This window comes from Marinovum sp. (genome assembly GCF_034669705.1).
Classification (GTDB): domain Bacteria; phylum Pseudomonadota; class Alphaproteobacteria; order Rhodobacterales; family Rhodobacteraceae; genus Marinovum.
This window is the reverse complement of record NZ_JAXMOR010000023.1, coordinates 46,111-72,115: the sequence shown is the minus strand read 5'-3', so window position 1 is coordinate 72,115 and position 26,005 is coordinate 46,111. Positions and strand designations below refer to the sequence as shown.

Annotated in this window: 21 protein-coding genes and 1 pseudogene; 18 read left to right on the top strand and 4 right to left on the bottom strand. The window is 67.8% G+C overall.

The genetic code is table 11. From position 1 onward, the window contains the following. The 7 genes and pseudogenes from VOI27_RS15895 to VOI27_RS15865 form a co-directional block, all read left to right on the top strand. Positions 1-461 (top strand): annotated as a pseudogene (locus VOI27_RS15895) (D-galactarate dehydratase); the annotation flags it as partial. 3 nt (positions 462-464) lie between these two features. Next, entirely contained in the window at positions 465-1,397 is a 933-nt protein-coding gene (locus tag VOI27_RS15890; protein WP_323766351.1) for a hydroxyacid dehydrogenase, read from the top strand. Further along, entirely contained in the window at positions 1,384-2,391 is a 1,008-nt protein-coding gene (locus VOI27_RS15885) for an Ldh family oxidoreductase (protein WP_323766350.1), read from the top strand. Before VOI27_RS15890 ends, VOI27_RS15885 begins: the two co-directional genes overlap by 14 nt. A 38-nt stretch (positions 2,392-2,429) precedes the next feature. After that, complete coding sequence (locus VOI27_RS15880) at positions 2,430-3,392, top strand: tripartite tricarboxylate transporter substrate binding protein (protein WP_323766349.1); 963 nt, start codon at positions 2,430-2,432, stop codon at positions 3,390-3,392. 94 nt (positions 3,393-3,486) lie between these two features. Then, positions 3,487-5,466: a tripartite tricarboxylate transporter permease gene (locus tag VOI27_RS15875; RefSeq protein WP_323766348.1), complete on the top strand. Its 1,980-nt coding sequence runs from the start codon at positions 3,487-3,489 to the stop codon at positions 5,464-5,466. Between the two features lie 28 nt (positions 5,467-5,494). Further along, positions 5,495-6,529 carry a YeiH family protein gene (locus VOI27_RS15870; RefSeq protein ID WP_323766347.1) on the top strand — a complete coding sequence of 345 codons (1,035 nt, stop codon included), beginning with the start codon at positions 5,495-5,497 and terminating at the stop codon, positions 6,527-6,529. Between the two features lie 182 nt (positions 6,530-6,711). After that, positions 6,712-9,945 (top strand): Hint domain-containing protein, encoded by a 3,234-nt coding sequence (locus tag VOI27_RS15865; RefSeq protein WP_323766346.1) that lies wholly within the window; start codon positions 6,712-6,714, stop codon positions 9,943-9,945. 171 nt (positions 9,946-10,116) lie between these two features. Here VOI27_RS15865 and VOI27_RS15860 read toward each other — a convergent pair whose 3' ends face one another. After that, positions 10,117-10,824, bottom strand: coding sequence for a hypothetical protein (locus tag VOI27_RS15860; RefSeq protein ID WP_323766345.1), 708 nt, complete (start codon positions 10,822-10,824; stop codon positions 10,117-10,119). A gap of 368 nt (positions 10,825-11,192) precedes the next feature. Here VOI27_RS15860 and VOI27_RS15855 point away from each other — a divergent pair, with 368 nt between their 5' ends. Further along, on the top strand, positions 11,193-12,503 hold the full coding sequence (locus tag VOI27_RS15855) for an AAA family ATPase (RefSeq protein WP_323766344.1): 1,311 nt from the start codon (positions 11,193-11,195) through the stop codon (positions 12,501-12,503). Then, positions 12,500-13,528 carry a ParB/RepB/Spo0J family partition protein gene (locus VOI27_RS15850; protein ID WP_323766343.1) on the top strand — a complete coding sequence of 343 codons (1,029 nt, stop codon included), beginning with the start codon at positions 12,500-12,502 and terminating at the stop codon, positions 13,526-13,528. The genes VOI27_RS15855 and VOI27_RS15850 overlap by 4 nt, the downstream gene beginning before the upstream one ends. Before the next feature lie 421 nt (positions 13,529-13,949). On the opposite strand, the gene VOI27_RS15845 is transcribed toward VOI27_RS15850, so the two are convergent. Both VOI27_RS15845 and VOI27_RS15840 read right to left on the bottom strand, forming a co-directional pair. Further along, a complete protein-coding gene (locus tag VOI27_RS15845) occupies positions 13,950-14,624 on the bottom strand; it encodes a flavin reductase family protein (protein ID WP_323766342.1) in 675 nt (224 codons plus the stop codon). Then, complete coding sequence (locus VOI27_RS15840) at positions 14,621-15,310, bottom strand: GntR family transcriptional regulator (protein WP_323766341.1); 690 nt, start codon at positions 15,308-15,310, stop codon at positions 14,621-14,623. Before VOI27_RS15840 ends, VOI27_RS15845 begins: the two co-directional genes overlap by 4 nt. A 164-nt stretch (positions 15,311-15,474) precedes the next feature. Here VOI27_RS15840 and VOI27_RS15835 point away from each other — a divergent pair, with 164 nt between their 5' ends. From VOI27_RS15835 to VOI27_RS15795, 9 genes are all read left to right on the top strand, one after another. Next, positions 15,475-17,052 carry an ABC transporter substrate-binding protein gene (locus tag VOI27_RS15835; protein ID WP_323766340.1) on the top strand — a complete coding sequence of 526 codons (1,578 nt, stop codon included), beginning with the start codon at positions 15,475-15,477 and terminating at the stop codon, positions 17,050-17,052. Between the two features lie 205 nt (positions 17,053-17,257). Continuing rightward, positions 17,258-18,241 (top strand): ABC transporter permease, encoded by a 984-nt coding sequence (locus VOI27_RS15830; RefSeq protein WP_323766339.1) that lies wholly within the window; start codon positions 17,258-17,260, stop codon positions 18,239-18,241. Between the two features lie 13 nt (positions 18,242-18,254). Further along, on the top strand, positions 18,255-19,220 hold the full coding sequence (locus VOI27_RS15825; RefSeq protein ID WP_323766338.1) for an ABC transporter permease: 966 nt from the start codon (positions 18,255-18,257) through the stop codon (positions 19,218-19,220). Between the two features lie 5 nt (positions 19,221-19,225). Next, positions 19,226-20,407 carry an amidohydrolase family protein gene (locus VOI27_RS15820; RefSeq protein WP_323766337.1) on the top strand — a complete coding sequence of 394 codons (1,182 nt, stop codon included), beginning with the start codon at positions 19,226-19,228 and terminating at the stop codon, positions 20,405-20,407. Beyond that, entirely contained in the window at positions 20,407-21,843 is a 1,437-nt protein-coding gene (locus VOI27_RS15815; RefSeq protein ID WP_323766336.1) for a chlorohydrolase family protein, read from the top strand. The genes VOI27_RS15820 and VOI27_RS15815 overlap by 1 nt, the downstream gene beginning before the upstream one ends. Beyond that, positions 21,840-22,832 (top strand): ABC transporter ATP-binding protein, encoded by a 993-nt coding sequence (locus VOI27_RS15810; RefSeq protein ID WP_323766335.1) that lies wholly within the window; start codon positions 21,840-21,842, stop codon positions 22,830-22,832. The genes VOI27_RS15815 and VOI27_RS15810 overlap by 4 nt, the downstream gene beginning before the upstream one ends. Further along, a complete protein-coding gene (locus VOI27_RS15805) occupies positions 22,829-23,803 on the top strand; it encodes an oligopeptide/dipeptide ABC transporter ATP-binding protein (RefSeq protein ID WP_323766334.1) in 975 nt (324 codons plus the stop codon). Before VOI27_RS15810 ends, VOI27_RS15805 begins: the two co-directional genes overlap by 4 nt. After that, positions 23,793-24,290 (top strand): nucleoside deaminase, encoded by a 498-nt coding sequence (locus VOI27_RS15800; protein ID WP_323766333.1) that lies wholly within the window; start codon positions 23,793-23,795, stop codon positions 24,288-24,290. The genes VOI27_RS15805 and VOI27_RS15800 overlap by 11 nt, the downstream gene beginning before the upstream one ends. A 3-nt stretch (positions 24,291-24,293) precedes the next feature. Further along, entirely contained in the window at positions 24,294-25,007 is a 714-nt protein-coding gene (locus VOI27_RS15795) for an aspartate/glutamate racemase family protein (protein ID WP_323766332.1), read from the top strand. 38 nt (positions 25,008-25,045) lie between these two features. Here the strand turns inward: VOI27_RS15795 and VOI27_RS15790 are convergent, their stop codons facing one another. Then, the gene (locus VOI27_RS15790; protein ID WP_323766331.1) at positions 25,046-25,951 is read right to left on the bottom strand and encodes a LysR family transcriptional regulator; all 906 of its coding nucleotides are present in this window, start codon (positions 25,949-25,951) and stop codon (positions 25,046-25,048) included. Between the last annotated feature and the right edge of the window lie 54 nt (positions 25,952-26,005).

Sequence of the window (26,005 nt, the reverse complement as noted above, 5' to 3'; positions counted from 1 at the left end):
ATATCGAGGGCGGTCTGACCACCATCGAGGAAAAGGCCCTCGGCAACCTCGAGAAGATCGGCCGGACCTCGCAGTTCATCGACATTCTCGACCCGGCCGAGGCGCCGCAGTCGGGCAGTGGTCTCTACTTCATGGACAGCTCTTCGGCGGCGGCGGAATGCGTGACGCTGATGGCGGCGGGCGGTGCGGTGATCCACACCTTCCCGACCGGTCAGGGCAACGTGGTGGGCAACCCGATCGTGCCGGTGATCAAGATCACCGCCAACCCGCGCACCGTGCGCACCATGGCCGAGCATGTCGACGTCGATGTCTCTGGCATCCTGCGCCGCGAGCAGACCATCGACGAGGCCGGCGACGCGCTGATCGAGATGATCTGCCGCACCGCCAACGGCCGCAACACCGCCGCCGAGGCGCTGGGCCATCGCGAGTTCTCGATGACCAAGCTCTACCGGTCGGCCTGATCCATGAAGATCGTCGTCTCGGAATTCATGGACGAGACCGCGCTTTCGGCCTTCGGGCCGGAAGCGGAGGTGCTCTACGACCCCACATTGGTTGACGACCGCACGGCGCTGCTGGCGGCGCTTGCCGGCGCCGGCGGGCTGATCGTGCGCAACCGGACCCAGGTGGACCGGACGCTGCTCGAGGCCGCCCCAGCGCTGCGCGTCGTCGGCCGGCTGGGCGTCGGCCTCGACAATATCGACATGGCGGCCTGCGCCGAGCGCGGCGTCGCGGTCAGGCCCGCGACCGGCGCCAACACGCTCTCGGTGGCAGAATACGTGATCTCGACCACGCTGACGCTGCTGCGCGGCGCCTATGGCGCGACCCCGTCGATGATCGCCGGCCAATGGCCGCGCAACGCCCTGATCGGCGCCGAGGCCGCGGGCCGCACCATGGGCCTTTTGGGCTTTGGCGGCATTGCCCGCGCCGTGGCCGCCCGCGCCCGCGCGCTGGGGATGCAGATCGCCGCCTACGACCCCTACCTGCCCGAGGGCGATCCGGCCTGGCAGGGGGTGACCCGCTGCTCGATCGAGGAATTGCTGGCGCGCTCTGACGTGCTGTCGCTGCATGTGCCGCTGACCGAAGAGACCCGCGGCCTGATCGGCGCCGAGGCCCTCGCCGGCATGAAACCCGGGGCCATCGTGATCAACACCGCCCGCGGCGGCGTGGTCGACGAGCCGGCGCTGGCCCGCGCGCTGCGCGAGGGCCATCTCGGCGGCGCCGCGCTCGATGTCTTCGCGGTCGAGCCGCTGACCGCCGAGGCCGGCCAAGTCTTTGCCGGGATCGACAATCTGGTGCTGACGCCGCATATCGCGGGCGTCACCCGCGAGGGCAACATCCGCGTCAGCGCGATCACCGTCGACAACGTCCGCAAGGAGCTTGCCCATGTCACCGCCTGACACATCGCTGCCCCGCGAAGAGGCCGAGGCGCTGGTCGCCCGCGCCTTTGTCGCCGCCGGCGCCACCGAGGACAATGCCCTGAGCACCGCGCGCGCGCTGGTGGCGGCGGAGATCGATGGCCAGAAGGGCCACGGCTTTTCGCGCGTGGCCTCCTACGCCGCGCAGCTGCGCAGCGGCAAGCTGCGCGGCGATGCAATCCCCGAGCTGCAGACCCGCGGCGCGCGGATCGACGTCGACGCGCAGGACGGCTTTGCCTTTCCCGCCATCGAACAGGCGATTGCCGAACTGGCCCGTCTCGCGCCAGAGACCGGGGTCGCCATGGCGGCGATCCGGCGCTCGCATCACTGCGGCCAGCTTGGCGCGCATGTGGAGCGTCTGGCCGAGGCCGGGCTGGTGGCGCTGATGGTGGCCAATACCCCCAAGGCGATGGCGCCCTGGGGCGGCCATGCGCCGCTTTTCGGCACCAATCCGATCGCCTTTGCCGCACCGCGCGACGGCGCCCCGCCCCTGGTCATCGACCTGTCGCTGTCGAAGGTGGCGCGCGGCAAGGTCATGGCGGCGTCGAAATCCGGCCAGCCGATCCCGGAGGGCTGGGCGCTGGACGCCGAGGGCAACCCGACCACCGATCCGGCGGCGGCGCTCGCCGGCACGATGCTGCCGGCGGGCGATGCCAAGGGCGCGGCGCTGGCGCTGATCGTCGAGGTGCTGGCCGCCACGCTGACCGGGGCCAACCGCTCCGACGAGGCTTCGTCGTTCTTTGACGCCGAGGGGCCGGCGCCGGGCGTCGGCCAGATGATCCTGGCCTTCGACACTTCGGCCGTGCCCGATTTCGGCCGGCGGATCGAGGCGCTGCTCGGCGCCATCACCGACCAGCCCGGCACCCGCCTGCCCGGCCAGAAGCGTCTGGACGGACGCGGCGCCGCCAACGGCGGCCAGCAGGTGACCCTGCCGGGCCACCTGAGAGCGGAGATCGAAAGCCTGGCGGGCGCCTGAGCCCGCCGGAAAAAACCAAACCACAGGGAGGAAAGACAATGACAAACAAGACCCTCAAGGCGGCGCTGATCGGCTTTGCCGCGCTCACCGCCTCGCTCACCGGCGCCCAGGCAGAGGATTTCCCGCCGGGCCAGGTGGATTACATCATCCCCTTCGGCCCCGGCGGCGAGTCCGACATCACCGCCCGCTTTCAGCAGCCGTTCTTCGAAGAGCTCTACGGCGAGCAGCTGATCGTCTCCTACAAGCCCGGCGGCGGCGGCGCGGTGGGCTGGTCGCAGCTCAATTCCATGGCCGATGACGGTTCGGTCATCATGGGGGTGAACCTGCCGCATATCATCCTCAAGCCGAAGCAGGGCAATGTCGGCTTCGAGACCGACGACATCACCAATGTCTACATGTTCCACTACACGCCAGACGCCATCGTGGTGCGTGCCGACAGCCCCTACCAGACCCTCGACGACCTGATCGCCGACGCCAAGGAGAAGCCGCGGCAGGTGACCTTCTCGGGCTCTGGCAAGGGCACCGCCAACCATCTGGTGGCGATCCGCTTTGACGAGCTGGCCGAGACCGAGACGACCTATGTCTCCTTCAAGGGCACCGGCGCCGCGGTGACCGCGATGCTGGGCGGACAGGTCAGCGCCGAATGGGGCTATACCACCGTCGGCGTGGGCCAGGGCGATGCAGTGCGGCTCTTGGCCGTGGCGATGGAAGAGCGCCACCCGGCCTTCCCCGATGTGCCGACCTTCCGGGAACTGGGCTATGACATCGTCTCCGGCGCCTACCGTGGCATCGCGGTGCCCTCGGGTGCCTCGGAAGAGACCCGTCAGGCGGTGTCTGACGCGATTGCGGCGATCAACCAGAACGAGGCCTTCCGCCAAAAGATGATCGACGGCGGCTTTGCCCTGCTCGACGTGCCCTACGGCGCCGAAATGGATGCCTTCATGGCGGCCCGGGCCGAGGAATACCTGCCCGCCGCCCGCGCCGCCGGCATCATCGACTGACAACCGTCCCGGTTGCTTCGGAGGGCCCCTCGCGGGCCCTCCGCCTGTCGCGGGCCAAGCGGCCGGCGTCCCCCTCGAACCACGGGATCAGATCATGCTCGACTTCCTTCTCGCGGCGCTGACGCCGCTCAATATCCTGCTCGCGCTCGGGGGCGTGGCGGCCGGCACGATCATCGGCTCGGTGCCGGGTCTGACCGCGACCATGGCGGTGGCAGTGCTGGTGCCGCTGACCTTCGGGATGCCGCCGGAGAGCGCGCTGATCCTTTTGGGCGCGATCTATACCGGCGCGATCTATGGCGGCGCCTATGCCGCAATCCTGCTCAACACCCCCGGCACCCCCTCGGCCATCGGCACCACCTTCGACGGCTACCCGATGGCCAAGAAGGGCGATGGCGATCTGGCCGTCACCGTGGCCTGCCTCGCCTCTCTGGTGGGCGGTCTGGTCGGCGCCGGCGCGCTGTTGCTGCTGGCCCCGCCGCTGGCCGAGGCCGCGCTGGCCTTTGGCCCGGTGGAATATTTCTGGCTTGCCATCTTCGGCCTGTCGCTGATCGCCGCGCTCTCGACCGGGGATTTCCTCAAGGGGCTGATCGGCGCCTGCCTCGGCATCCTGATCGCCATGGTGGGCATCTCGGAAACCAGCGCCGAGGTCCGCTTCACCTTCGGCTCGAACACCCTCTTGGGCGGGATCGAGACGGTCTCGGCCCTCATCGGCCTGTACTGCGTGCCGGTGCTCATCGAACTGGCGGCGCGCCGCGACCGGCACCTCAAGGAGCCCGCGGAAACCCGCGGCTTCCGCCTGCCAGAGGCCTTCTGGACGCTGATGCACGAGAAGGTCAACGTGGTGAAAAGCTCGGTCATCGGCACCTTGGTGGGCGCCCTGCCCGGCGCCGGCGGCTCGATCGCCGGGCTCGTCGCCTATTCCGAGGCGCGCCGCGCCAACCGCCGCGCCCCGGCCTATGGTACCGGCAATCCCGGCGGCATCGTGGCCACGGAATCGGCCAACAACGCCACCGTCGGCGGCGGCTTCATCCCGACGCTGGTGCTGGGCATCCCCGGCACGCCGCCAGACGCGGTGATCCTCGGCGCGCTGCTGGTGCAGGGCGTGCGCACCGGCCCGACGCTCTTTGCCGACGGCTCGAACATCGTCTATACCTTCATCTTCGGGCTGTTCCTCGCCACGATCCTGATGCTGCCGGTCGGCCTGCTGATCGGCCGCTTCGCCTATCGCACCATCGTTCAGGCGCCCAAGGCCGGGCTGGTGCCGGTGGTGGCCTTCATGACGGTGATCGGCAGCTTCTCGATCCGCAACAGCCTGGCCGATGTCGGCGTCATGGTGGTGCTGGGCGTGATCGGCTGGATCGCCGGCCGGCGCGGTTTCTCGGTCTCGCCGATCGTGCTCGGGCTGATCCTCGGCCGCATCGCCGAGGAGGGCTTTGTCCAGAGCTGGACCATCGGCGACGCCATGGGCAACGTCTGGGGCCAGTTCTTCAGCCGGCCGCTGTCGCTGGTGATCATCGCGCTGACGCTTCTCAGCTTCCTCTACCCGTTCTGGCCGGCGCTGATGACCGCACTGCGCCGCCGCCCGGCCACGCCCGGCGATCCGGCGCAGGCCGTGCCCCGTGCCGACGCTGCGGCCGTCCTGCGCGATCTGGCCGGGATCGGCGTCATGGCGGCGGTGGCAGTGGTGGCCATCGTGCAGAGCGGGCCGCTCAACCCAGAGGCGGCGGTCTTTCCGCGCACCATCGCCATCGGCATGCTGATCCTCTGCGGTTTCGCGGCGCTCGAGACGCTGCTGACCCGGCGGGTGACCGAGGACCGCAGCAGCGGCTCGGCGCTGCGCCGCCTCGGCGTGCCGGCCTCGATGGGGCTTGCGGTGGTGCTGGTGCCGGTGCTGGGCTTTGCCGCCGCCGGGATCGTGATGGCGCTGGGGCTGATGCTCTGCGCCGAACACGACCGCCGCGACCGGCGCAGCTGGGCGGTTCTGGCCGCCGGCGTGGCGCTGGTGATCCTCCTCTTCACCCTCTGCTTCCGCCAGCTGCTTGCCGTGCCGCTGCCCGGCGGGCTGCTGTTCTGACCCACGTTTGCAACCGAAAGACACCCGCATGACCGAGACCGCCCGTTCCACCCCCCGCCTGAGGCTGGCCGCGTCCCGCCTCGACACGCTCTGGCCGGGGCTTCTGGTCTGCGGGCTGGCGGCGCTGGCGGCGCAGTTCCTGTCGGATCACTACGGCACGCCGGCGATGCTGCTGGCGCTGCTGATCGGGCTGTCGCTGCACTTCCTGGTCGAGGATGGCGAGCGCTGCGCCGCGGGCATCGGCTTTGCCAGCAAGACGGTACTGCGCCTCGGCGTGGCGCTGCTGGGTGCGCGGATCAGCTTCGAGGTCTTCGTCGGGCTGGGCTTCGGGGTGATCGCGCTGATCGTCGGCGCGCTGCTGGCGACGCTGGTCTTTGGCTGGATCACCGCGCGACTGCTGGGCCGCGGCTGGCGGCTGGCGATCCTGACGGCGGGGGCGGTGTCGATCTGCGGCGCCTCGGCCGCCATGGCGATCGCCGCGGTGCTGCCGCGCAACGAGTTCAGCGAACGCAACCTCAGCTTCACCGTCTTCGGCGTCACCCTGCTCAGCACGGTGGCGATGATCCTCTACCCGATCCTGGTGCAGCTCATCGGCCTGTCCGATCACGCCGCCGGCATCTTTCTTGGCGGCACGATCCACGACGTGGCGCAGGTGGTGGGCGCCGGGTTCTCGGTCTCCGACCAGGTCGGCGAGACCGCCACCACGGTCAAGCTGATCCGGGTGTCGATGCTGGCCCCCTTCGTGCTGATCCTGACCCTGTCGCTGCGCAAGGCCGGGGTCGAGGAGCCGCGCGACGGCAAGCGGCCGCCGGTGGTGCCGGGCTTCGTTCTGGCCTTTCTGGCGCTGGCCTGCGTCAACTCGCTGGGCGCCATCCCCGAGGCGGTGCAATCGGCGCTCTGGGCGCTGTCGAAATGGGCCATGCTGACCGCCATCGCCGCCGTCGGCATGAAGACCGAACTCAGGCGCATCCTCTCGGTGCCGATGCAATCGGTGGTGCTGATCTTCCTCGAGACCCTGTTCATCGCCGGCGTCGTGCTGGCCGGGGCGATGATGCTGCTCTGAGACCGCGCGGGCGGGTCACGCGGCCCGCCCTGCCCCGTCGCACGTCAGACAGCGCAAAGGATTGAAATTGATCGAAGACGCCGGGCGTGGTAAGGAAATTATCAATCAAGCTCGGCTACCCCCTCGGACAGTGATCACCGCAGCGAGGCTGCAAGGCCGACCCGACCCGAGGAGCAGACCCGATGGTAGCGCGTACCTTCTATGCCGTCGACAGCCAGGCGCTGACGGTGATCCTGTCGACCAGCCAGACGGTCGGCGACACGATCATCAACAATTCCGACTCGCCCGACGGCACCCAGTACCAGTTCAACGAGGGGTTCTCGGCCTATCAGATCACGCTCGAGGATACCGGCGGCAATCCCGACACCTTCGAGGATGACGACCTTGCCCATCATGTGATCACCGATGGCGCCGGCCTTGTGGCCGACGGCACCGGGGTCGAGGCGGAATCCATCATCCGGCTGCAGGAGCTGAGCGCCGACGGCACGCCCGTCGGGCCGGTGATCAACGTCTATGTGCTGTCTCAGAACGGCATCGCAGGCGAGGTCTGGGGCTTTGCCACCGACGCGCCGATGACGCCGGGGGCAAGCTATCAGAAGGTTGGCGGCAACAGCATCGGCTCGACCGACTACAGCGCCTTTGCCGAGGGCTGGCTGGTGTCGGTCAATGGCACCGATGCCGCAGAGACCATGGGCGTGGGCTATACCGATGCCCAGGGCGACCAGATCGACGGCACCGACGGCCAGAACGAGATCATCTATGGCTACGGCGGCGACGACACGATCATCGCCGGCGCCGGCAATGACACCATCCTCGGCGGCAGCGGCGCGGATTCGATCGACGGGGCGGGCGGCACAGACACCGCCGTCTATTCCGATTCCGGCTCGGCCGTCGCGGTCAACCTGGTCACCGGCACCGGCCGCGGCGGCACGGCCGAGGGCGACCGGCTGAGCAATATCGAGAACGTCACCGGCTCTGACCACGCCGACCTGCTGACCGGCGATGGCCAGGCCAATGTGCTCGATGGCCGCGCCGGGGCCGACACGCTGAACGGCGGCGCTGGCGACGACACGCTGATCGGCGGCGCGGGGGCGGATTCCCTCGATGGCGGCACCGGCCACGATACCGCCGATTACAGCGCCTCCGGCGGCGGCGTCACCATCAACCTGGCCACTGGCACCGGGGCGGGAGGCGATGCCGAGGGCGACACGCTCACCGGCATCGAGAACGTCACCGGCTCGGATTTCGGCGACGCTGTGCTGGGCGACGGTCAGGCCAACGTGATCGACGGCGGCGGGGGCGATGACACGCTCTTTGGCGCCGAGGGCGCCGACACCCTTCGGGGTGGTACCGGCAACGATTTCGTCAATGGTGGCGCCGGGGCCGATGCGCTTGACGGCGGCGCCGGCATCGATACCGCCGACTACAGTTCCTCGGGCACCGCGGTGAACGTCAACCTGGCGACCGGAACCGGATCGGGCGGCGACGCCCAGGGCGACACGCTGAGCAACTTCGAGAACCTGATCGGCTCGGATCGCAACGACACGCTGACCGGCGATGGCGGCAACAACCGGCTCGACGGTGGCAGCGGCCGCGACATCCTGGACGGGGGCGCTGGCGAGGATGTGCTGATCGGTGGCGCCGGCGGCGACAGCCTCGATGGCGGGGCCGGCACCGACTGGGCCAGCTATGAAGGCTCTGGCGCGGGGGTCGATGTCGACCTGGCGACCGGGACCGGATCGGGCGGCGACGCGCAGGGCGACACCATCACCGGGGTCGAGAACCTCTGGGGCTCTGGCCATGCCGACACGCTGACCGGCGACGCACAGGACAACATCCTGGCCGGCGATGCCGGGGCCGACAGGCTGAGCGGCGGCGCGGGACACGACACCCTGGCCGGCGGCGCGGGGGCGGACACGCTGGCAGGCGGCACCGGCACCGACACCGCCTGGTACGCCCGCAGCGACTCAGGCGTGGCGGTCGACCTGGCCGCCGGAACCGGATCGGGCGGCACGGCAGAGGGCGACCATATCTCCGGCGTCGAGAACGTGACGGGCTCGGCCCACGCCGACACGCTCAGCGGCAACCGCGCCGACAACCTGCTGGAGGGCGGGGCCGGCAACGACAGCCTGTCCGGCGGTGCCGGCACCGACACCCTCGACGGCGGCGCCGGCAATGACACCCTGAACGGCGGCGAAGGGGCGGATTCACTGGTCGGTGGCACCGGCACCGACACCGCGGATTACAGCGGCTCGGCAAGCGCCGTGAAGGTCGACCTGGCCCACGGCACCGGCAGCGGCGGCGATGCCGAGGGCGACACCCTGTCCTCGATCGAGAATGTCTCGGGGTCGGATTTCAATGACAGCCTGGCCGGCAGCGACCAGGCCAACGTGATGACCGGCGGCGCGGGCAACGACAGCATCCAAGGCGGCGCCGGGGCCGATACCCTCGACGGCGGCAGCGGCGCCGATACCCTGGCGGGCGGCACCGGCAACGACCTGATGACCGGCGGTGCTGGCGACGACGTCTTTGCCGTCTCCGCCGGGTCGGGGGCCGACACGATCTCGGATTTCGACCTCACCGACAGCGATGGCGACGGGCGCTACAACGACCAGCTCGACCTGTCGGGCCTGACCGACGCCCAGGGCAACCCGATCCAGCTGGCGGATGTGACGGTCACCGACGACGGCTTCGGCAATGCGCTGCTGTCCTTCCCCAACGGCGAGACGCTGCTGCTGCAGGGCGTGTCGCCGGCGCAGATGAGCAGCAGCTCGCAGATGACCTCGGCCGGGGTGCCCTGTTTCACCATCGGCACCCTGATCCGGACCGCGCGCGGCGAGCGGCCGATCGAGCGGCTGGAGCCCGGCGACCTGATCGCCACCCTCGACCACGGCCTGCAACCGCTGCGCTGGATCGGACGCCGCAAGCTTGGCGCGCAGGCGTTGGCGGCGGCGCCCGACAGCCGGCCGATCTGGATGCCGGAGGGGTTTAACGGGCTGCACAGCGACACCCTGGTCTCGCCACAGCACGGCATGCTGCTCGACAGCGCCCTGACCGGGGGGGCGCCCGCGCTGGTGCGCGCCAAGCACCTGACCGGGCTGAGCGGCGCGGCGCGGGTGGCCCATGGCAAGAAGCGCGTGACCTATCTGCACCTGCTCTTCGACCGCCATCAGATCGTCTTTGCCAATGGTGCCGCCTTCGAGAGCTTTTATCCCGGCCCGCAGTCGCTGGCCATGTTTCCCCCGGCGACCCTCACCACGCTGGCGGCGCTTGTTCCCGGGCTGGGCCGGGTGCCGGTGGAGCAGTGCTACGGCCCGCCGGCGCGCCCCTATCTCAGGCGCGAGGAGACGCGCGACCTCTGGCCGATCCGCAAGATCAAGGCCCGCGCCGCACCGCTGGCGGCGCGCCGGGCCTGACGCTCCGGGCCGCCCCTTTCGCTGTGGCAGGCAGCGCCCGAGACCGATCGCCGGCGCCGCGACCGACACCAAGCGCTGAGTTCAAGGCTCCGCTGGCCCTGCGCACGGCCCACCCGGAGGCCGCGCCATAAGCTGCCTCACGGGGTGGCGCCGCATGCGCGGGGCGCCGCGTCACGCGCAAATCTCGATGCGTCTGAGATCGGGGTATTCCATCTGCGCCGTGCCCAGCAAAAGCGCGTGGTGATGGGTCTGGACATAGCGGGCCTGAAACTCCGACGCGGCGCGGAGCGTCAGCACGCCGGCGTCACAGCCCCCGGGCTTGAGCGCGACGAACCAGCTGCGATGCAGGGCCGGTTCAAGCTCTGCCAGCCGCGCGAGGGTGCGGGCCCAGGCCCCCCCCTGCCCGGCCGGCGCCGCGTCCTGCAGCCCGGCCGGCGGGTGCGACGCTGCGAAATCGACCGCCGTCACCGTGGCGGGCACCGGCTGGGCACCCTGCTGCTCCATGCGGTGGGCGAAATCCGGCCCCACCCGCTGCCAGACCGGCGCGCTCAGCCGGAAGATCTCGGCGATGTTGAGACGGTAGGCCGCCACCCTGCCCCGCACCCCGGGCCGCAGCTGAAGCAGGATCGACGCCTGGGTCAGCCGCTTGATCTCGCGTTTCACGGTGCGCTCGTCCACCGACCAGAGCCGCGCCATCTCGCGCTGGCCGACGGTCAGCTCGTTGCGGGCCCAGTTGTAGCGCGCCGTCACCAGCGCCACCAACCGCAGCATCGAGGTCTGAAACCCCGCAGACCCGTTCAGCCCCGCCACCGACAGCGCGGTCAGAAGATCGTATTTCTGCGACCCGGCCTGCGGCCCCGTGTATCGCTTTGCATCCATGTCCGCTCACTCTCACCTCTGAGATCGGCTCTTCGTCCGATTCCCATTCTGTTACCGAGTGTTCATTAATCCCGTATTTTGTCAACAACGGGTTAATTACGGGAACGGGATCTGAAATCCTGAAAAAGAAGAAATATAGGGTTTAATGGTATAGGGGGACAGCCAGGCGTCACCCTATAGGGCCTTGGGTGTCACCCTATATGCTGGAGGCGACCTCAGCCTGTCACCCAAATCGTTGCAGGATTTCCACAAAATTCCCGTTATTTCCTCGTGCCACCGCAAAAATCGGGATTTTCGGGAATCTGCGTTTTGCGCTCTGCCGAAATCCGGTTATTCAGACTTCAATAGCATATAACGCGAGTGAGGCCATGCGAGATCATTCCAACCTGCAATCGATGAACGAACGAAGCCTGGCGCAGCAGGCCGCCGTGCGCAAGGCGACCTTCTCTCCCGGCGAGGAGAAAGTCCTGCGGCCGTTCTCGATCTGGGAAATCAGCCAGTTCATGTTCAACGTCGCCGCCGACACCCTGCGCAAGAAGCTGGCCGACGACCCGACCCTGCCGCAGGGCGCCACCGAAGAGGACGGCCGCCAGCGCTGGTTCTCGCTGGCCGAGATCAACGAGTTGCGCCGCCGCGTGCGGTTTCGCGGCAAGACCCTGCTGCCCAAGCGCCCCGGCGGCCGGGCGATGCGCGTCGCGGTGTCGAACTTCAAGGGCGGCGTCGGCAAGACCGTTGTGGCGCAGCATCTCGCCAATGCCGCGGCGCTTGACGGCTACCGGGTGCTGGTGGTGGATTTCGACCCGCAGGCGACGCTGACCCATTCGATGGGGCTGGTCGAGGTCAAGGAGTGGAACACCGTCTGGGGCATCATGTGCCGCGATCTCTGCCGCGAGGCCGACCGCATCGCCGCCGCCTATGACGACCCGGCCGACTGCCCCTACCCCACCGCCGACGAGCTGCCAGAGGACGTGCAGTCGATCGGCGCGCAGCGGGTGCAGGACTTCATCCAGAAGACCGCCTGGCCAACCATCGACATCATCCCCTCCTGCGCCAATGCCGCCTTTGTCGAGTTCGCCAGCGCGCAATACCGCTCGATGCACAAGGCCTGGAGCTTCTTTGGCTGCGTCGCCCGCTATCTTGACGAGCTGCCCGATGACCAGTTCGACCTGATCATCTTCGACTGCCCGCCGGCGATCGGCTACCAGTCGCTGAACGCGGCCTTTGCCGCCGACATCCTCTATATCCCCTCCGGCCCCGGCTATTGGGAATACGACAGCACCACCAGCTTTCTCGGCCAGCTCGGTGATGCGCTCGAGGATATTTCGGAAGGCTACGCCAAGATCGCCGCCGACGCCGGCATCACCCTGCCCAAGCAGTTCGATGATATCCGCCTGCTGATGACCCGCTTCGAGGCGTCGAACCCGCTGCATGTGGCGATGATGGAGGCCTTCCGCAATGTCTTTGGCGCCGACGTCTGCAACAACGCGATCGAGATGACCCGCGCGGTGGAGCAATCGGGACGCTTTCAGATGTCGGTCTATGAGCAGGATTATCGCCAGATGACCCGTGAGACCTGGAAGCGCGCGCGGCAATCCTTTGACGCCACCTATGACGAGTTCAAGGAGGTGGTGCTGCGCGCCTGGGAACGGCGCGAGACGAAACAGGAGGTTGAGGCATGAGCCGGAACAAATTCGGGTTCGGCCCGATCGACACCCCCGACACCCCCAAACGCCGGCGCGAGGTCGGACCGATGGGCGCCGCCGTGCGCGAGGCGGCCGGATCATTGGCCGAGAGCACCGAGAGCCTGGTCGAGCAGCGCCGCCAGAACGCCGCCGACGCCAAGGAATGGCGCCGCGCGCAGGGCGAGGGCCGGGTGCTTGTCGAGATCCCGCTCGATGACATCCAGACCGACGCCCTGCCCCGCGACCGGCTCGATCTCGAGGCGGTGGCCGCCTCAGACGAGATGGAGGAGCTCAAGACCTCGATCCGCGAGCGCGGACAGAAAGAGCCGATCGAGGTCTTTGCGAGCGACGCGGGCTATCAGCTCAAGAAAGGCTGGCGGCGACTGACAGCGCTGCGGCAGCTCTTCAAGGAGACCGGCGACGCGCGGTTTTCCCGGGCGGTGGCGCGGGTTGACGAGGGCGCGGCGAGCCGCATCGACCTCTATATCGACATGGTCGAGGAAAACGTCATCCGCGAGGATTTGACCTTTGCCGAGATGGCGCAGGTGGCGATCATCGCCGCGCGCGAAGAAGGGCAGGGCGCGGCCGATCTGGTCAGCCGGATCTATGCCTCGCTGCACAAGATGAAGCGCAGCTATATCCGCAGCTTCGTCTTCCTGCTCGAGCAGCTGGGCGCGGCGCTGGTTTTTCCCAAGGCGGTGGCACGCAACCTCGGGGTCGAGGTGGCGCGCCGGTTGCAGGCCGCGCCAGAGCTTGCTCCGGCGCTGCGCGAAGAGCTGGCGCAGGCCGCGACGCCGGAGGATCAGACCGCCATCCTGCGCCGGTTTGCCGAGGGCAGCGCCGCGCCAGAGCGCAAACCCAAGGCCGAGAAGAGCGTGAAGTACGAGTTTCACGTCGGCAGCACCAAGGTCACCGCGCGCCGGGGCGAGTGCCGCATCCTGTCGGACGTGGATTTCGCCTCTGTCGACCGCAAGCGCCTGCAGCGCGCGATCGAGGCTTTCGAGGCGGCGCTGAAATCGTAACCCGCGGGTTACCGCACCGACCGTAACCCACGGGTTACACGCAACGCCCGCCCTGACCGGCGGGCGTTTCTGCATGTGGCGGGCGAGGGCAGGGGGGTGTCGGTAAGTCTGACGGGTGGGTTTCGTCGTCCGGCGGGGGCCGCCAGAAGCTCCGAGGAAGTTTGCCGCTTGCTGGGGAAACGCACGCGTTCTGCGAGGTTTCGCCGCGTGAGTTGGGCCGCATTGTCTGTAAGTATCTGAAATTGATAAGAGGGTTCAATTCCGGGACTGACTTCGGCCTCCCAGAACGCTCCCGGCATACCGGCGGCCGCCCGGCCCGCCTGCTCCGCAGCGCGGTCGCCGTTCCCGCCTGACCTGCGTCTTCTGGACTATAATTATTTCTGGGGGAGGCCGCAGGCCGGCGGCAAAGCTCCCCCGTCTCTCACCGATTGCCGGTCAGGGCCTCCTTGCGGCCGGGGTGGCGCACCTCATCGGCCGAGGGGGTCGGCCAGTCGAAGTAATCCAGCGTTCCGGCATAGCCGTTGCCACCCATCCGGCCCAGGGCGTCAAGCCGTTCGTGGTCGGAATAATAGGTCTCAGGGTCGATAATATCCTCTCGGATATGGGCGCGAAGGATTCGGCCGAGGATGATCTCGCGGGCAGAGCTGACGGCGATGCCGAGGTAGCGCTCGCATTCGAAGGCCACCGGCGCCTCGGCGATCCGGGGGCAGGCAACACGGTCGCCCGGCACCGCGGTCAGCCCCGCCAGTTCCAGCTCGTCGACCTCCGGCCCGAAGCCGGCGGCGGTCTTGGCCATGGCCTCGACGTTGGCGCGATCGACGATGTTGACGGTGAAACATTCGGTCATGCGGATGTTCCAGGCGGTGTCCTTGAAGCTGCGGTCAGGCTTGTTCTCGACCCCGAGCGCCAGGATCGGCGGATCGGCGGAGAGGCAGTTGAAGAACGAATAGGGCGCGGCATTGGCCACACCGTCAGGAGAGATCGTGGTGACCCAGGCAATCGGCCGCGGCACGATGGTGCCGATCATCACCTTGTAAGCCTGGCGGGCCGAGAGATCGGCGAAATCAAAGGCGTGATAGCCGTCTTGCAGGGTCATTGGGCCAGTTCCTTGCCGTAATGTGAGAGAATGGATTGGATACTATCGGGTTGCGCGGCAAGCTCGGCGCGGCCGGCGACGGCACCGAGGTGGTGCTCCATGATCGCGATGGCGCGCTGCGCATCGCCGGCGCGGATCGCGGCGATGATCTGCGAATGCTCGTCGACCGCGCAATCCGAGGAATGGCTGCGGGCATAGAGCGACAGGATCAGCGAGCAGCGCAGCACCACCTCAGAGACATAGCGGGTCAGCACCGGGTTGCCGGTGAGCTCGGCCAGCAGCACGTGAAATTCGCCGGCGAGGCGGATCGACACCGGGCCATCCTTGCCGCGCACCGCCTCTTCCTGGCGCACATGTGCCTCGAGCCGGTCATAGCCGCTGCCCGGCATCCGGTCACAGAGCAGGCGAATCACGTCGTTTTCCAGGCAGCGCCGCACCTCGAAGACATGCTGCGCCTCGTCGCGCGAGGGCTCGGCGACAAAGGCGCCGCGGTTGCGGCGGGTGACCACCAGCCCCTCGTGTTCCAGCCGCACCAGCGCATGGCGCACGATGGTGCGCGACACGCCGAACTGTTCGCCCACGGTGTCTTCGGGCAGCCGCATGCCCGGTTTCAGCGCCTGTTCGATGATCGCCTTGCGCAGCAGGTCATGAACCGCGTCGGTCAGGGTGGTTCTGGTCTCACTCATGGTCGGATCTGCCTATCAAATTCGCACAATCACTATCGCATACAGTTTTGGCAGTCAATCGGATACAATTTTCTTGAGCTATTGTATTCACTGTGCCACCCAACATGCATCGTATCCAATTTCGTCGATTCCGAAATACAATCCATGTAAACGAGGACCAGACCATGAAACTCCGTCATCTCATGCTTGCAACGGCGGCAGTTGCCGCTTTGTCAGGCACTGCCCAGGCCGAGAACGTGCTGAAATGGGGCGCCAACCGCGATGTCGGCTCGCTCGACCCCTATTCCTTTGGCGACAGCTTCACCATCAACGTGCTCAACCACGTCTATGAGGGGCTGGTGCGCTACAACAAGGAGCTCAAGATCGAGCCGGCGCTGGCGGAAAGCTGGGAAATCCTCGACGACCAGATCACCTGGCGCTTCAAGCTGCGCGATGGGGTGACCTTTCACAACGGCAATCCGTTCACCGCCGAGGACGTGGTCGCCTCGCTGACCCGCGTCAGCCACGAGACCTCGCCGCTGAAAGGCAACCTGCCGGCCTATGTCAGCTCGAAGGTGGTCGATGACCTGACCGTCGACATCACCCTGAACGGCACCTATCCGCTGCTGCTCAACGATCTGACCAACATCCATATCTTCGACGAAGAGTGGATGACCGAGAACGACGCGCTGATGCCGACCGACGTGGGCGCGGGCACCGAGGGCTATGCCACCTACAACGCCAACGGCACCGGCCCCTTTATCGTCGAGAGCCGCCAGCCCGATGCCAAGACCGTGTTTGTCGCCAATGCCGACTGGTGGGACGAGCCGCAGCACAACCTCGACCGGATCGAGCTGACGCCGGTGAATTCGGCCGCCACACGTGTGGCCGCGCTGCTCTCTGGCGAGATCAGCTTTACCAATGACGCGCCGGTGCAGGATTTGCCGCGGCTGGTCGCCGCGCCCAATGTCGAGGTGCTCGAAGGCGTCGACCTGCGCACGGTGATGATCGGCTTTCCGTTCCGCGACACGCTGACCACCGGCGAGGCCAACCCCTTTGCCGAGAAATCCGTGCGCGAAGCGCTCTACAAGGCGATCGACCTCGACCTGATCCACCAGAAGGTGATGCGCGGCAAGTCCCGCAACGCCGGCGCCACCGTCGCGCCGCCGATCCCGGGCTATACCGAGGCGCTCGACGAATTGCCGGTCCATGACCCCGAGGCCGCCAAGGCCCTGCTGGCCGAGGCCGGCGTGCCCGAGGGGCTGGCGTTCGAATTCAACTGCCTCAGCGACGGGCTGGTGAACGAAGAGCAGTTCTGTCAGGCCATCGCCTCGATGTGGAGCCGGATCGGGCTTTCGCCCAAGCTCGACGTGGCGCCGCGCGCGGTGCAATCGCCGAAGCGGACCAACGGCAAGACCGACGTCTATACCCTGGGCTGGGCGACGCTGCCGCTGCTCGACAGCTATTCGCCGCTGCTGCAGATCTTCCACTCCAAGGACGGCAATGCCGGCGTGTTCAACTGGGGCGGCTGGTCCTACCCCGAGCTTGACGCGCTGATCGACGCGGCGGGCAGCGAGCTTGACCTCGAGACGCGGCTGGCGCTGCAGACCGAGGCCCTGCAGATGGTCAAGGACGAGATGATCATGATCCCGCTGCACCAGCAGCCGATGGCCTGGGCGGTGACCGAGGAGGTGGCGGAGATGCCGCTCTTCCCCGACGCCAAGCCGCGGCTCTGGTTTGCCAAGATGGGCACCGGTTCCTGACGCACGGGTGGGGTCGCCTTGCGGGGCGACCCGGCCTGACCCTGTAGTCGGATCGCTCGCGCGATCCGGAACTGATCTAAACGTCGGATCGTCAAGACGATCCGACTGGCCGGGGGATTTCATCCCCCGGACCCCCTGAGAGTTTATTCGGCAAGATGAAGGGAGCGGATCCGCTTCTTCATCCTGCCCGGCACTGGAGACCGGAATGATTGCCTTTCTTCTCAAACGCACCGCCAACGCGGCCTTCGTCATGCTGGCGGTGGCGCTGCTGGCCTTCGTGATCTTCCGCTTCTTCGGCGACCCGGTCGAGATGATGGTGAACGAGCAGGCCACCTTGCAGGACCGCGTCGAACTGCGCGAGCGGCTGGGGCTGAACGACAGTTTCGTCACCCAGTACACCCGTTTCGTCACCAACGCGGTGCAGGGCGATTTCGGGATTTCCTATCGCAACCAGCAGGACGTGATGGTGCTGATCAAGGAGCGCTTCCCGGCGACCTTCGAGCTGGTGCTGGTGGCCACCGTGATCTCGCTCGTGGTGGGCATTCCGGCCGGGGTGATCACCGCGGTCTATCGAGACAGCCGATTGGCCAACATGCTGCAGCTGGGGTCGATCATCGGGGTGTCGCTGCCAAGTTTCGTGGTGGGCATCCTGCTGATCCTCGCCTTCTCGGTCTCGCTCGGCTGGCTGCCGGCCTTCGGGCGGGGCGAGACGGTGGACATCGGCTGGTGGTCGACCGGGCTGCTCACGCCCTCTGGCCGGGCGGCGCTGATCCTGCCGGCGATCTCGCTCTCGACCTTTCAGGTGACGCTGGTGATGCGGCTGGTGCGGGCCGAGATGCTGGAAACCCTGCGCGCCGATTACATCAAGTTCGCCCGTGCCCGCGGCGTGCCCACCGCCCGGGTGCAATGGCGCCACGCGCTTCGCAACTGCCTGATGCCGGTGATCACGCTCACCGGCATGCAGATCGGCAACCTGATCGCCTTTGCGCTGGTGACCGAGACGGTGTTTCAATGGCCCGGCATGGGGATGCTCTTCATCCAGGCGGTGACCTTTGTCGACCTGCCGGTGATGGCCGCCTACCTGCTGATCGTTTCCTTCATCTTCGTCGCCCTCAATACCCTCGTCGACATCACCTATGCCTGGGTCGATCCGCGCCTGCGCGACGACAGCGCCCGTGGCAATGGCTGAACCGGAGACCCCCATGGACAAGACCATCCCCCTGACCCAGACCGCCGCCACCGCGGCCCCCGTGCGCCCCTCGCGGCTGACCCGGCTGCGCGAGAGCGACCTGTGGTTTTCCTTCCGCGCGCATCCTTCGGCGATCTTTGCCGCGGTGCTGCTGGCGCTGGTGGCGCTGACCGCCTTTCTCGCGCCCTGGATCACACCGCAGAACCCCTACGACCTGGCCGCGCTCGAGCTCTGGAACTCGGAAATCCCGCCGATCTGGGAGGCAGACGGCCAATGGCCCTACCTTCTGGGCACCGACACGCAAGGCCGCGACATCCTTTCGGCGGTGCTCTACGGCTCGCGCATCTCGCTGATCATCGGATTTGCCTCGGTGCTGCTGGCGCTGGCCGTGGGCCTCGCGTTGGGGCTGGTCGCGGGCTATTTCGGCGGCTGGATCGACAATGTAATCATGCGGGTGGGCGACGTGCTCTTGTCGATGCCCTTCATCCTGATCGCCATCCTGATCACCGCCATCGCCTCCGCCTCGCTGCCCACGGGCCTCAAGGACGTGCTGGCGGCGCCGATCCTGATCTTTGCCATCGCGGTACCCTCTTGGGTGCAATATGCCCGCACGGTGCGCGCCTCGGCGATGGTCGAGGCGAAAAAGGAATACGTGCAGGCGGCCAAGCTGATCCGGGTGAAATCCTGGCGGGTGATGCTGCACCACATCCTGCCCAACTGCCTGACGCCGATTCTGGTGGCGGCGACGCTGAACTTCGGCCTGGCGATCCTGTCGGAGGCGACGCTGTCCTTCCTCGGCGTCGGCATGCCGCCGGACCAACCCTCGCTCGGCACGCTCATTCGGATCGGCAACCAATATCTCTTCTCCGGCCTGTGGTGGATCGTGGTCTTCCCGTCGATCCAGCTCTGCCTGATCGTGCTCTCGGTCAACATGATCGGCGACTGGCTGCGCGATGCGCTCAACCCCAAACTGCGGTGATTTCAGTGACCTCCAAGACTATTCAGAACGTGCGCCCGATGGGCGGCCCGGCCACCGACCTGCATATCGTTGACGGCGTCTTTGTCGCCGACACGCCCGAGGGGGCCGAGGTGATCGACGGCGGCGGGCGCATCGTGATCCCCGGGCTGGTCGAGGCGCATACCCATCTCGACAAGTCGCTGCTCGGCCTGCCGTGGTATCGCAATGAGGTCGGCCCGCGGCTGATCGACAAGATCGACAACGAGCGCGAGGTCAAGGTCTCGCTCGGCCTCGATCCACAGGTACAGAGCGAACGCCATGCCATCCTCGCCATGTCGCACGGCTGCACCCATATCCGCAGCCACGTGGATGTTGATACTCACCACGGGCTGGCCGGGATCGAGGGCGTCATGGCGACGCGCGACAAGCTGGCCGGCATGGTCGATATCGAGATCGTGGCCTTCCCGCAGTCCGGCATGATGACCCGGCCGGGCACCGCCGAGCTGATGGGAGAGGCGCTGGCGATGGGCGCGGACCTTGTGGGCGGCATCGACCCCTGCGGCATGGAGCATGACCCCAAGGGCCACCTCGATACGGTCTTTGCGCTGGCCGAGAAACACGGCAAGCCGGTGGACATTCACCTGCATGAGCGCGACGCGCTGGGCTGGTTCTCGATGGAAGAGATCATCGACCGGACCGTGGCACTGGGGATGCAGGGCAGGGTGTCGATTTCCCATGCCTTCTGCCTTGGCGCGGTGGATCGCGGCCATGTGGCGGGATTGCAGGAGAAACTGGCGAAACACCGCATCCATATCCTGACGACCGCGCCGGCCGCGGCGCCGGTGCCCGCGGTCAAGGAGTTGAAGGCGCTTGGTATTCTGACCGGCGCGGGCTGCGATGGCATCCGCGACACCTGGGGGCCCTATGGCAACTCCGACATGCTGGAAAAGGCCATGCAGATCGGCATGCGCAACAACCTGCGCCGCGATGACGAGGTCGAGCTGGCGCTGGAAATCTGCACCTTTGGCGGGGCGGCGATCATGGGGGTCGAGGGCTACGGGCTGGAGCCGGACTGCCGCGCTGATTGCGTGTTGGTCGAGGGCGAGACACTGGCCGAGGCCGTCGTCACCCATGCGCCGCGCAAGCTGGTGCTGAAGGGCGGCGCGGTGATTGCTCGCGACGGTGCCTGCGTGATCGAGGCACCGTGATGCAGGGTCGCACGCTGCTTACGGCCCGCTGGGTCATCGGCCACCGGGACGGGCACCATGTGGTGCATGAAAACGGCGTGGTGGTGATCGAGGGCTCGCAGGTGCTGCACGTCGGGGCGGGTTTCCACGGCGAGGTGACACGGCGCGTCGACTATGGCGAAGCGGTGATCTCGCCCGGGTTCATCGACCTCGATGCGTTGTCCGATCTCGACACCACGATCCTCGGCTACGACAACGGGCCGGCATGGAAAAAAGGCCGGGTCTGGCCCGAGAGCTATATCGCGCGCGGGCCCTACGAGATGTATACGCCCGAAGAACTGGCGTTTCAGAAGCGCCATGCCTTTGCGCAGCTGATCCGCAACGGGATCACCACGGCGCTGCCCATCGCCTCGCTGTTTTACCGGGAATGGGGCGAGACGGTCGCGGAGTTCGAAGCCGCCGCCGCCGCCGCCGAAGACCTCGGGCTGCGGGTCTACCTCGGCCCGGCCTATCGCAGTGGCGGGCAGGTGACGGATGAGGCCGGCAATATCCGCGCGGTCTTTGACGAGGCGCGCGGGCTGGCCGGGCTGGCGGAGGCGGCTGATTTCGCACAGCGCATCGACGGCATCGCCGGCGGTCGCATCCGCGCGATGTTTGCCCCCGACCGGATCGAGACCTGCACCGAGACGCTTTTGCAACGTACCGCCGAGATCGCCACCGAGATGGGCGCGCCGGTGCGCCAGCATTGCAGCCAGTCGCCGGTTGAATTGCGGCTGGTGCGCGAGCAGCACGGCTGCGCGCCGATCGAATGGCTCAGCCGGATCGGCGCATTGCGCGGCAACTGGTTGCTGCCGCATGGCACGCAAGCCACCGAAGCGGAGTTCGACCTGATCGCCGGGGCAGGGGCCACGCTGGTGCATTGCCCGCTGGTTGCCGCGCGCCATGGCGGGATGCTGAGGAGCTTCCCCAAGGCCCGCGCCAAGGGGATCAATATCGGTTTGGGCACCGACACCCATCCGGCCGACATGATCCTGAACATGCAGATCGGCATGATGACCGCGCGGCTGGCCGAAGGCATGGAGGCGATCCGCTCGGAAGAGATGTTCGACGCCGCCACGCTCGGCGGCGCACAGGCGCTGAACCGCGCCGATCTGGGCCGGCTTGCCCCCGGTGCCAAGGCCGATATCGCGGTGATCGACCTCAGCCACACCTTGCAGACGCCCGACCCGGTGCAGACCATCATGACCGGGGCCTCCGGTCGCGACGTCCGCGACGTTTTCATCGACGGGCGGCAGGTGATGACGGATGGCGTGATCCCCGGCGTCGACGCCACCGCCGACGCTGCCCGCGCCCAGGCGCAATTCGACAGGCTGATCGCCAGGTACCCAGACCGCACCGCCGGCCATCCGCCGGTACATGAGATCTTCACCCCCAGCTACGAGAGGGCCGCGCCATGAGCGATGTCGTTCTCGACGTGCAGAACCTGCGCGTCGAATTTCCCAACCGAAAGGGCGTGCTGACCGCCGTCGACGGTATCTCGCTGCAAATCCGCCGCGGCGAGATCCTTGGCATGGTCGGTGAATCCGGCGCCGGCAAGTCGATGACCGGCATGTCGATCCTCGGGCTGCTCGAGCCGCCGGGGCGGATCGCTGCCGGCACCATTCACCTTTCTGGCGACCGGATCGACAATCTCGACGACCGCGCCATGCAGGCCGTGCGCGGCCGCCGCATCGGCGCGATCTTCCAGGACCCGCTGACCTCGCTCAACCCGCTGTTCCGGGTCGGCGACCAGCTGGTCGAGACCATCCGCCTGCACATCGACCTCGACAAGCCCCGCGCCCGCGAGCGCGCCAAGGAGCTGATGCGCGAGGTCGGCATCCCGGCGGTGGAAGAGCGCATCGACAGCTACCCGCACCAGTTCTCCGGCGGGATGCGGCAACGGATCGTGATCGCCCTGGCGCTCTGCGCCGAGCCGGAGCTGATCGTGGCGGATGAGCCGACAACCGCGCTCGATGTGTCCATTCAGGCGCAGATCACCGCGCTGCTGAAACGGCTCTGCCGCGAGCGCGGCACGGCGGTGATGCTGGTGACCCACGACATGGGGGTGATCGCCGAGACCGCCGACCGGGTGGCGGTGATGTACGCCGGGCGGCTGGCCGAGATCGGCAGCGTCGATGACCTCGTGCGCCGTCCGCGCCACCCCTATACCACCGGGCTGATGGGCTCGATCCCCTCGCTGCGCAAGGACGTGGAAGAGCTGCAGATGATCCCCGGCTCGATGCCGCGCCTCAATGCGATCCCGCAGGGCTGCGCCTTCAACCCGCGCTGTGCCCACGCCGGGCCGCGCTGCCGCGCCGAGGTGCCGAAGATCGCGCGCGAAGAGACCACCGGCGCCGCCTGCTGGCTGGCCCAGACCGGCACCGTTGAACAGGGAGAAGCCGCATGATCCTCCGCCCCAATGCCATCCTCGAGGTCGATGCGCTGGAACGCCGCTTCGACGTCTCCGCCCCTTGGCTCAACCGGGTGATCGAGCGCAAGCCGCGCAAAACCCTGCGTGCCGTCGATGGGGTCGATTTCATCATCCAGCGCGGCCAGACCCTCGCGCTGGTGGGCGAGAGCGGCTGCGGCAAGAGCACGATTGCCAAGCTGGTCACCGGGCTGCATGCGCCGTCGGGCGGCAAGATCACCTTCAACGGCGACCGCGACCGGCTGCAGATGATCTTTCAGGACCCGTTTGCCAGCCTCAACCCGCGCTGGCGCGTCGCCCGGATCATCGCTGAGCCGCTGCGCACGCTGAAGCCCGACACGCCCGAGGCCGAGGTCTCGGCCCGGGTCGACGAGCTGTTGCGCACCGTGGGGCTGGCGGCGGCCGACGGGCTGAAGTTCCCGCATGAGTTCTCCGGCGGCCAGCGGCAGCGGATCTCCATCGCCCGGGCGCTGGCCGGCGAGCCGGAGTTTCTGGTCTGTGACGAGCCGACCTCGGCGCTGGATGTCTCGGTGCAGGCGCAGGTGCTCAACCTGATGAAACGGCTGCAAAAGCAGATGGAGCTGACCTATCTCTTCATCAGCCACGATCTGAGCGTGGTGCGCCACATGGCCGATGTGATCGCGGTGATGTACCTTGGCCGCATCGTCGAGATCCAGCCGACCGCCGATCTCTTTGCCAACCCGCTCCACCCCTACACCCGCCTGCTGCTCGAGACGATCCCTGATCTCGAAGCGCCGCAACGCGACCGCACCCCGATGGGGGGCGAGGTGCCCTCGCCGGTCTCGCCGCCCTCTGGCTGCAGCTTTCACCCGCGCTGCCCGCTGGCCTTTGACCGCTGCACATCCGAGCGCCCGCAGCGCCGCGCCCATGTCCACAACCGCCGCGTTGCCTGTTTCGCGGCCGAAGAAGGAACCCCCGATGTACAATGAAATCTTCCTGCGCCGCGCCATCGAGATCTCGGCGCAGGCGCTCGACACCCCCGGCACCGAGCCCTTCGGCGCGGTGATCGTCAGGGACGGCAGGATCGTCGGCGAGGGCATCAACCGCTCGGTGATGAACCACGACCCGACCTCGCATGGCGAGACCGAAGCAATCCGCGATGCCTGCCGCAATCTGGAAACCGTCGATCTGCGCGGCTGCGCGCTCTATTCCAGTTGCGAGCCCTGCGCGCTCTGCGTGGCGGCGATGAACATCGCCGGCATCACGGCGCTCTATTACGCCGCCGACATGGCGCAGGCCGGGGCCGCGATTGCCGATCTGCCAGAGGCTGCGCGCTTTCCGGTGGATGTCGACCGGCTGACCCATGAATGCGGCCACGCGGTCTCTGAGCGGATGATGCCCTCGGAACAGCACATGGACGCCGAGGCCACGCAGATCCTGCGGGACTGGGCCGCGCTCGCCCGGTCCCGGGTCTGACCGGTGCGCCTGCTCTACCTCAACCCCAATTCCACCACGGCAATGACCGACAGCATGGTCTCGGTCGCGCGGGCGGCGCTGCCCGGGGCCGATGTGCAGGGCTGGACCAACGCCAGCGGCCCGCCGGCGATCCAAGGGCCCGAGGATGGCGCGGCGGCGGTCGGCGGGCTGCTGGCGCTGCTGCCGGAGGCGCGCAACGCTGGTGTCCAGGCCATCGTCATCGGCTGTTTCGACGATACCGGACTGGCCCGCCTGCGGCACGCGGCGCATTGCCCGGTGCTGGGTCTCGGGCAGGCGGCGATGGCGCTGGCGGCGCTTTACGGCCGCTTCGGCGTGGTGACGACGCTCGACGTCTCGGTGCCGGTGATCGAGGCCAATGTGCAGGCCTATGGCCATGCCGGGGCCTGTGTCGGAGTGCTGGCCTCCGGGCTTGCGGTGCTGGAGGTCGAGGCGGGCGGGCCGGCGGTCGAGCGCCGGCTGGCCGCACGCATCGCCGAGGCGCAGACCGCCGGGGCAGGGGCCGTGGTGCTGGGCTGCGCCGGCATGGCCCGGCTGCGGCCGGGTCTGTCCACGCGGTCCGGCCCGGTGCTGGTCGACGGCGTCACCGCCTCGGCGCATCTGGCGCGGGCACTCGTCGCGCCGCCGGGGCAGGGGCTCGGGCGCCCCGATCACAAAGCGACGGTTTCCACCGAGGATGCGCCCGCCGCCGGGGTCTGACCCACGGGCGCCTGCGCCTCGGGGGCGGCCCGGTCCGCTCAGGCCGGCACGGTCACCGCATCAAGCGCCTTGGCGAGCTGCTGGGCAAACTTCAGCGCCGCCACCGGCAGGGTGCGGCCGCGCAGGTGGCCAAGCAGCAGCTCGCCGCCGGCAATGTCGCGCGCCGAGATCCGCACATAGGCCAGCTCGGGCCGCGCCACCGCGCTCAGACCCACCGGCAGCTGAAAGCCGATCGACTGGCCAAAGGCCGCGGCATGGCGCACCATCTCGAAACTCTCGGTCTCGATCACCGGTTCGAGCCGCCGGCCGAGGCGCTGCGCCGCCCGGTCCAGCAAGGCGCGCACGCCGTAATGCGGGCCGGGCAGGACGAGGTCATAGTCGAGACAGTCGCGCAGCCGCAGCTCGGACCGTTGCGCCAGCGGATGGTCACGCGACATGATCGCCATTATCGGCTGGGTCACCGCGTGCAGCACCTCGAAATCCACCATATGCGCCGGCTCGAACACCAGCGCCAGATCGCTCTCGAAGTTGACCAGATCGCGCTCGGCCTGAATCCGGTCGCGGACGTTGACGGCAAAGGTCACGCCGGGAAACCCGGTGCGATAGTCCGAGATCTGGCGCGGCAGGAAATACGGCAGCAGCGCCTGCGAACAGGCGATCTTGACGTGCCCCCGGCGCTTGCCCGAGAGGTCGGCGACCTGCGAGTTGACCCGCGCGAGATCCTGCCGCTGGCTGCGAATGTGGTGCAGCAGCAGCTCGCCCGCCGGGTTGAGCCGCATGCCGCGTGGCAGACGCTCGAAGATTTCCGAGCCGAATTCCTGCTCGAAGGCCTGAATGCGCCGGTTCAGCGCCGAGGCGGTGATATTGGTATCCTCCGCCGCCTTGCGGATCGAGCCCGAGCGGTGGACCGCTTCGATCATGTCGTAGATGAGGAGGTGTCGCATGGAGTGTTGCGTTTCTTGCAGCGGATGTGTGCGTTCTTAACAGTTGTTTGCAGC

Coding starts and splice junctions, on each gene's coding strand:
- VOI27_RS15800 (WP_323766333.1), top strand. CDS start 23,793: ATGTACAATGAAATCTTCCTGCGCCGCGCCATCGAGATCTCGGCGCAG.
- VOI27_RS15850 (WP_323766343.1), top strand. CDS start 12,500: ATGAGCCGGAACAAATTCGGGTTCGGCCCGATCGACACCCCCGACACC.
- VOI27_RS15870 (WP_323766347.1), top strand. CDS start 5,495: ATGACCGAGACCGCCCGTTCCACCCCCCGCCTGAGGCTGGCCGCGTCC.
- VOI27_RS15860 (WP_323766345.1), bottom strand. CDS start 10,824: ATGGATGCAAAGCGATACACGGGGCCGCAGGCCGGGTCGCAGAAATAC.
- VOI27_RS15835 (WP_323766340.1), top strand. CDS start 15,475: ATGAAACTCCGTCATCTCATGCTTGCAACGGCGGCAGTTGCCGCTTTG.
- VOI27_RS15875 (WP_323766348.1), top strand. CDS start 3,487: ATGCTCGACTTCCTTCTCGCGGCGCTGACGCCGCTCAATATCCTGCTC.
- VOI27_RS15805 (WP_323766334.1), top strand. CDS start 22,829: ATGATCCTCCGCCCCAATGCCATCCTCGAGGTCGATGCGCTGGAACGC.
- VOI27_RS15840 (WP_323766341.1), bottom strand. CDS start 15,310: ATGAGTGAGACCAGAACCACCCTGACCGACGCGGTTCATGACCTGCTG.
- VOI27_RS15855 (WP_323766344.1), top strand. CDS start 11,193: ATGCGAGATCATTCCAACCTGCAATCGATGAACGAACGAAGCCTGGCG.
- VOI27_RS15890 (WP_323766351.1), top strand. CDS start 465: ATGAAGATCGTCGTCTCGGAATTCATGGACGAGACCGCGCTTTCGGCC.
- VOI27_RS15825 (WP_323766338.1), top strand. CDS start 18,255: ATGGACAAGACCATCCCCCTGACCCAGACCGCCGCCACCGCGGCCCCC.
- VOI27_RS15830 (WP_323766339.1), top strand. CDS start 17,258: ATGATTGCCTTTCTTCTCAAACGCACCGCCAACGCGGCCTTCGTCATG.
- VOI27_RS15845 (WP_323766342.1), bottom strand. CDS start 14,624: ATGACCCTGCAAGACGGCTATCACGCCTTTGATTTCGCCGATCTCTCG.
- VOI27_RS15865 (WP_323766346.1), top strand. CDS start 6,712: ATGGTAGCGCGTACCTTCTATGCCGTCGACAGCCAGGCGCTGACGGTG.
- VOI27_RS15885 (WP_323766350.1), top strand. CDS start 1,384: ATGTCACCGCCTGACACATCGCTGCCCCGCGAAGAGGCCGAGGCGCTG.
- VOI27_RS15880 (WP_323766349.1), top strand. CDS start 2,430: ATGACAAACAAGACCCTCAAGGCGGCGCTGATCGGCTTTGCCGCGCTC.
- VOI27_RS15815 (WP_323766336.1), top strand. CDS start 20,407: ATGCAGGGTCGCACGCTGCTTACGGCCCGCTGGGTCATCGGCCACCGG.
- VOI27_RS15790 (WP_323766331.1), bottom strand. CDS start 25,951: ATGCGACACCTCCTCATCTACGACATGATCGAAGCGGTCCACCGCTCG.
- VOI27_RS15810 (WP_323766335.1), top strand. CDS start 21,840: ATGAGCGATGTCGTTCTCGACGTGCAGAACCTGCGCGTCGAATTTCCC.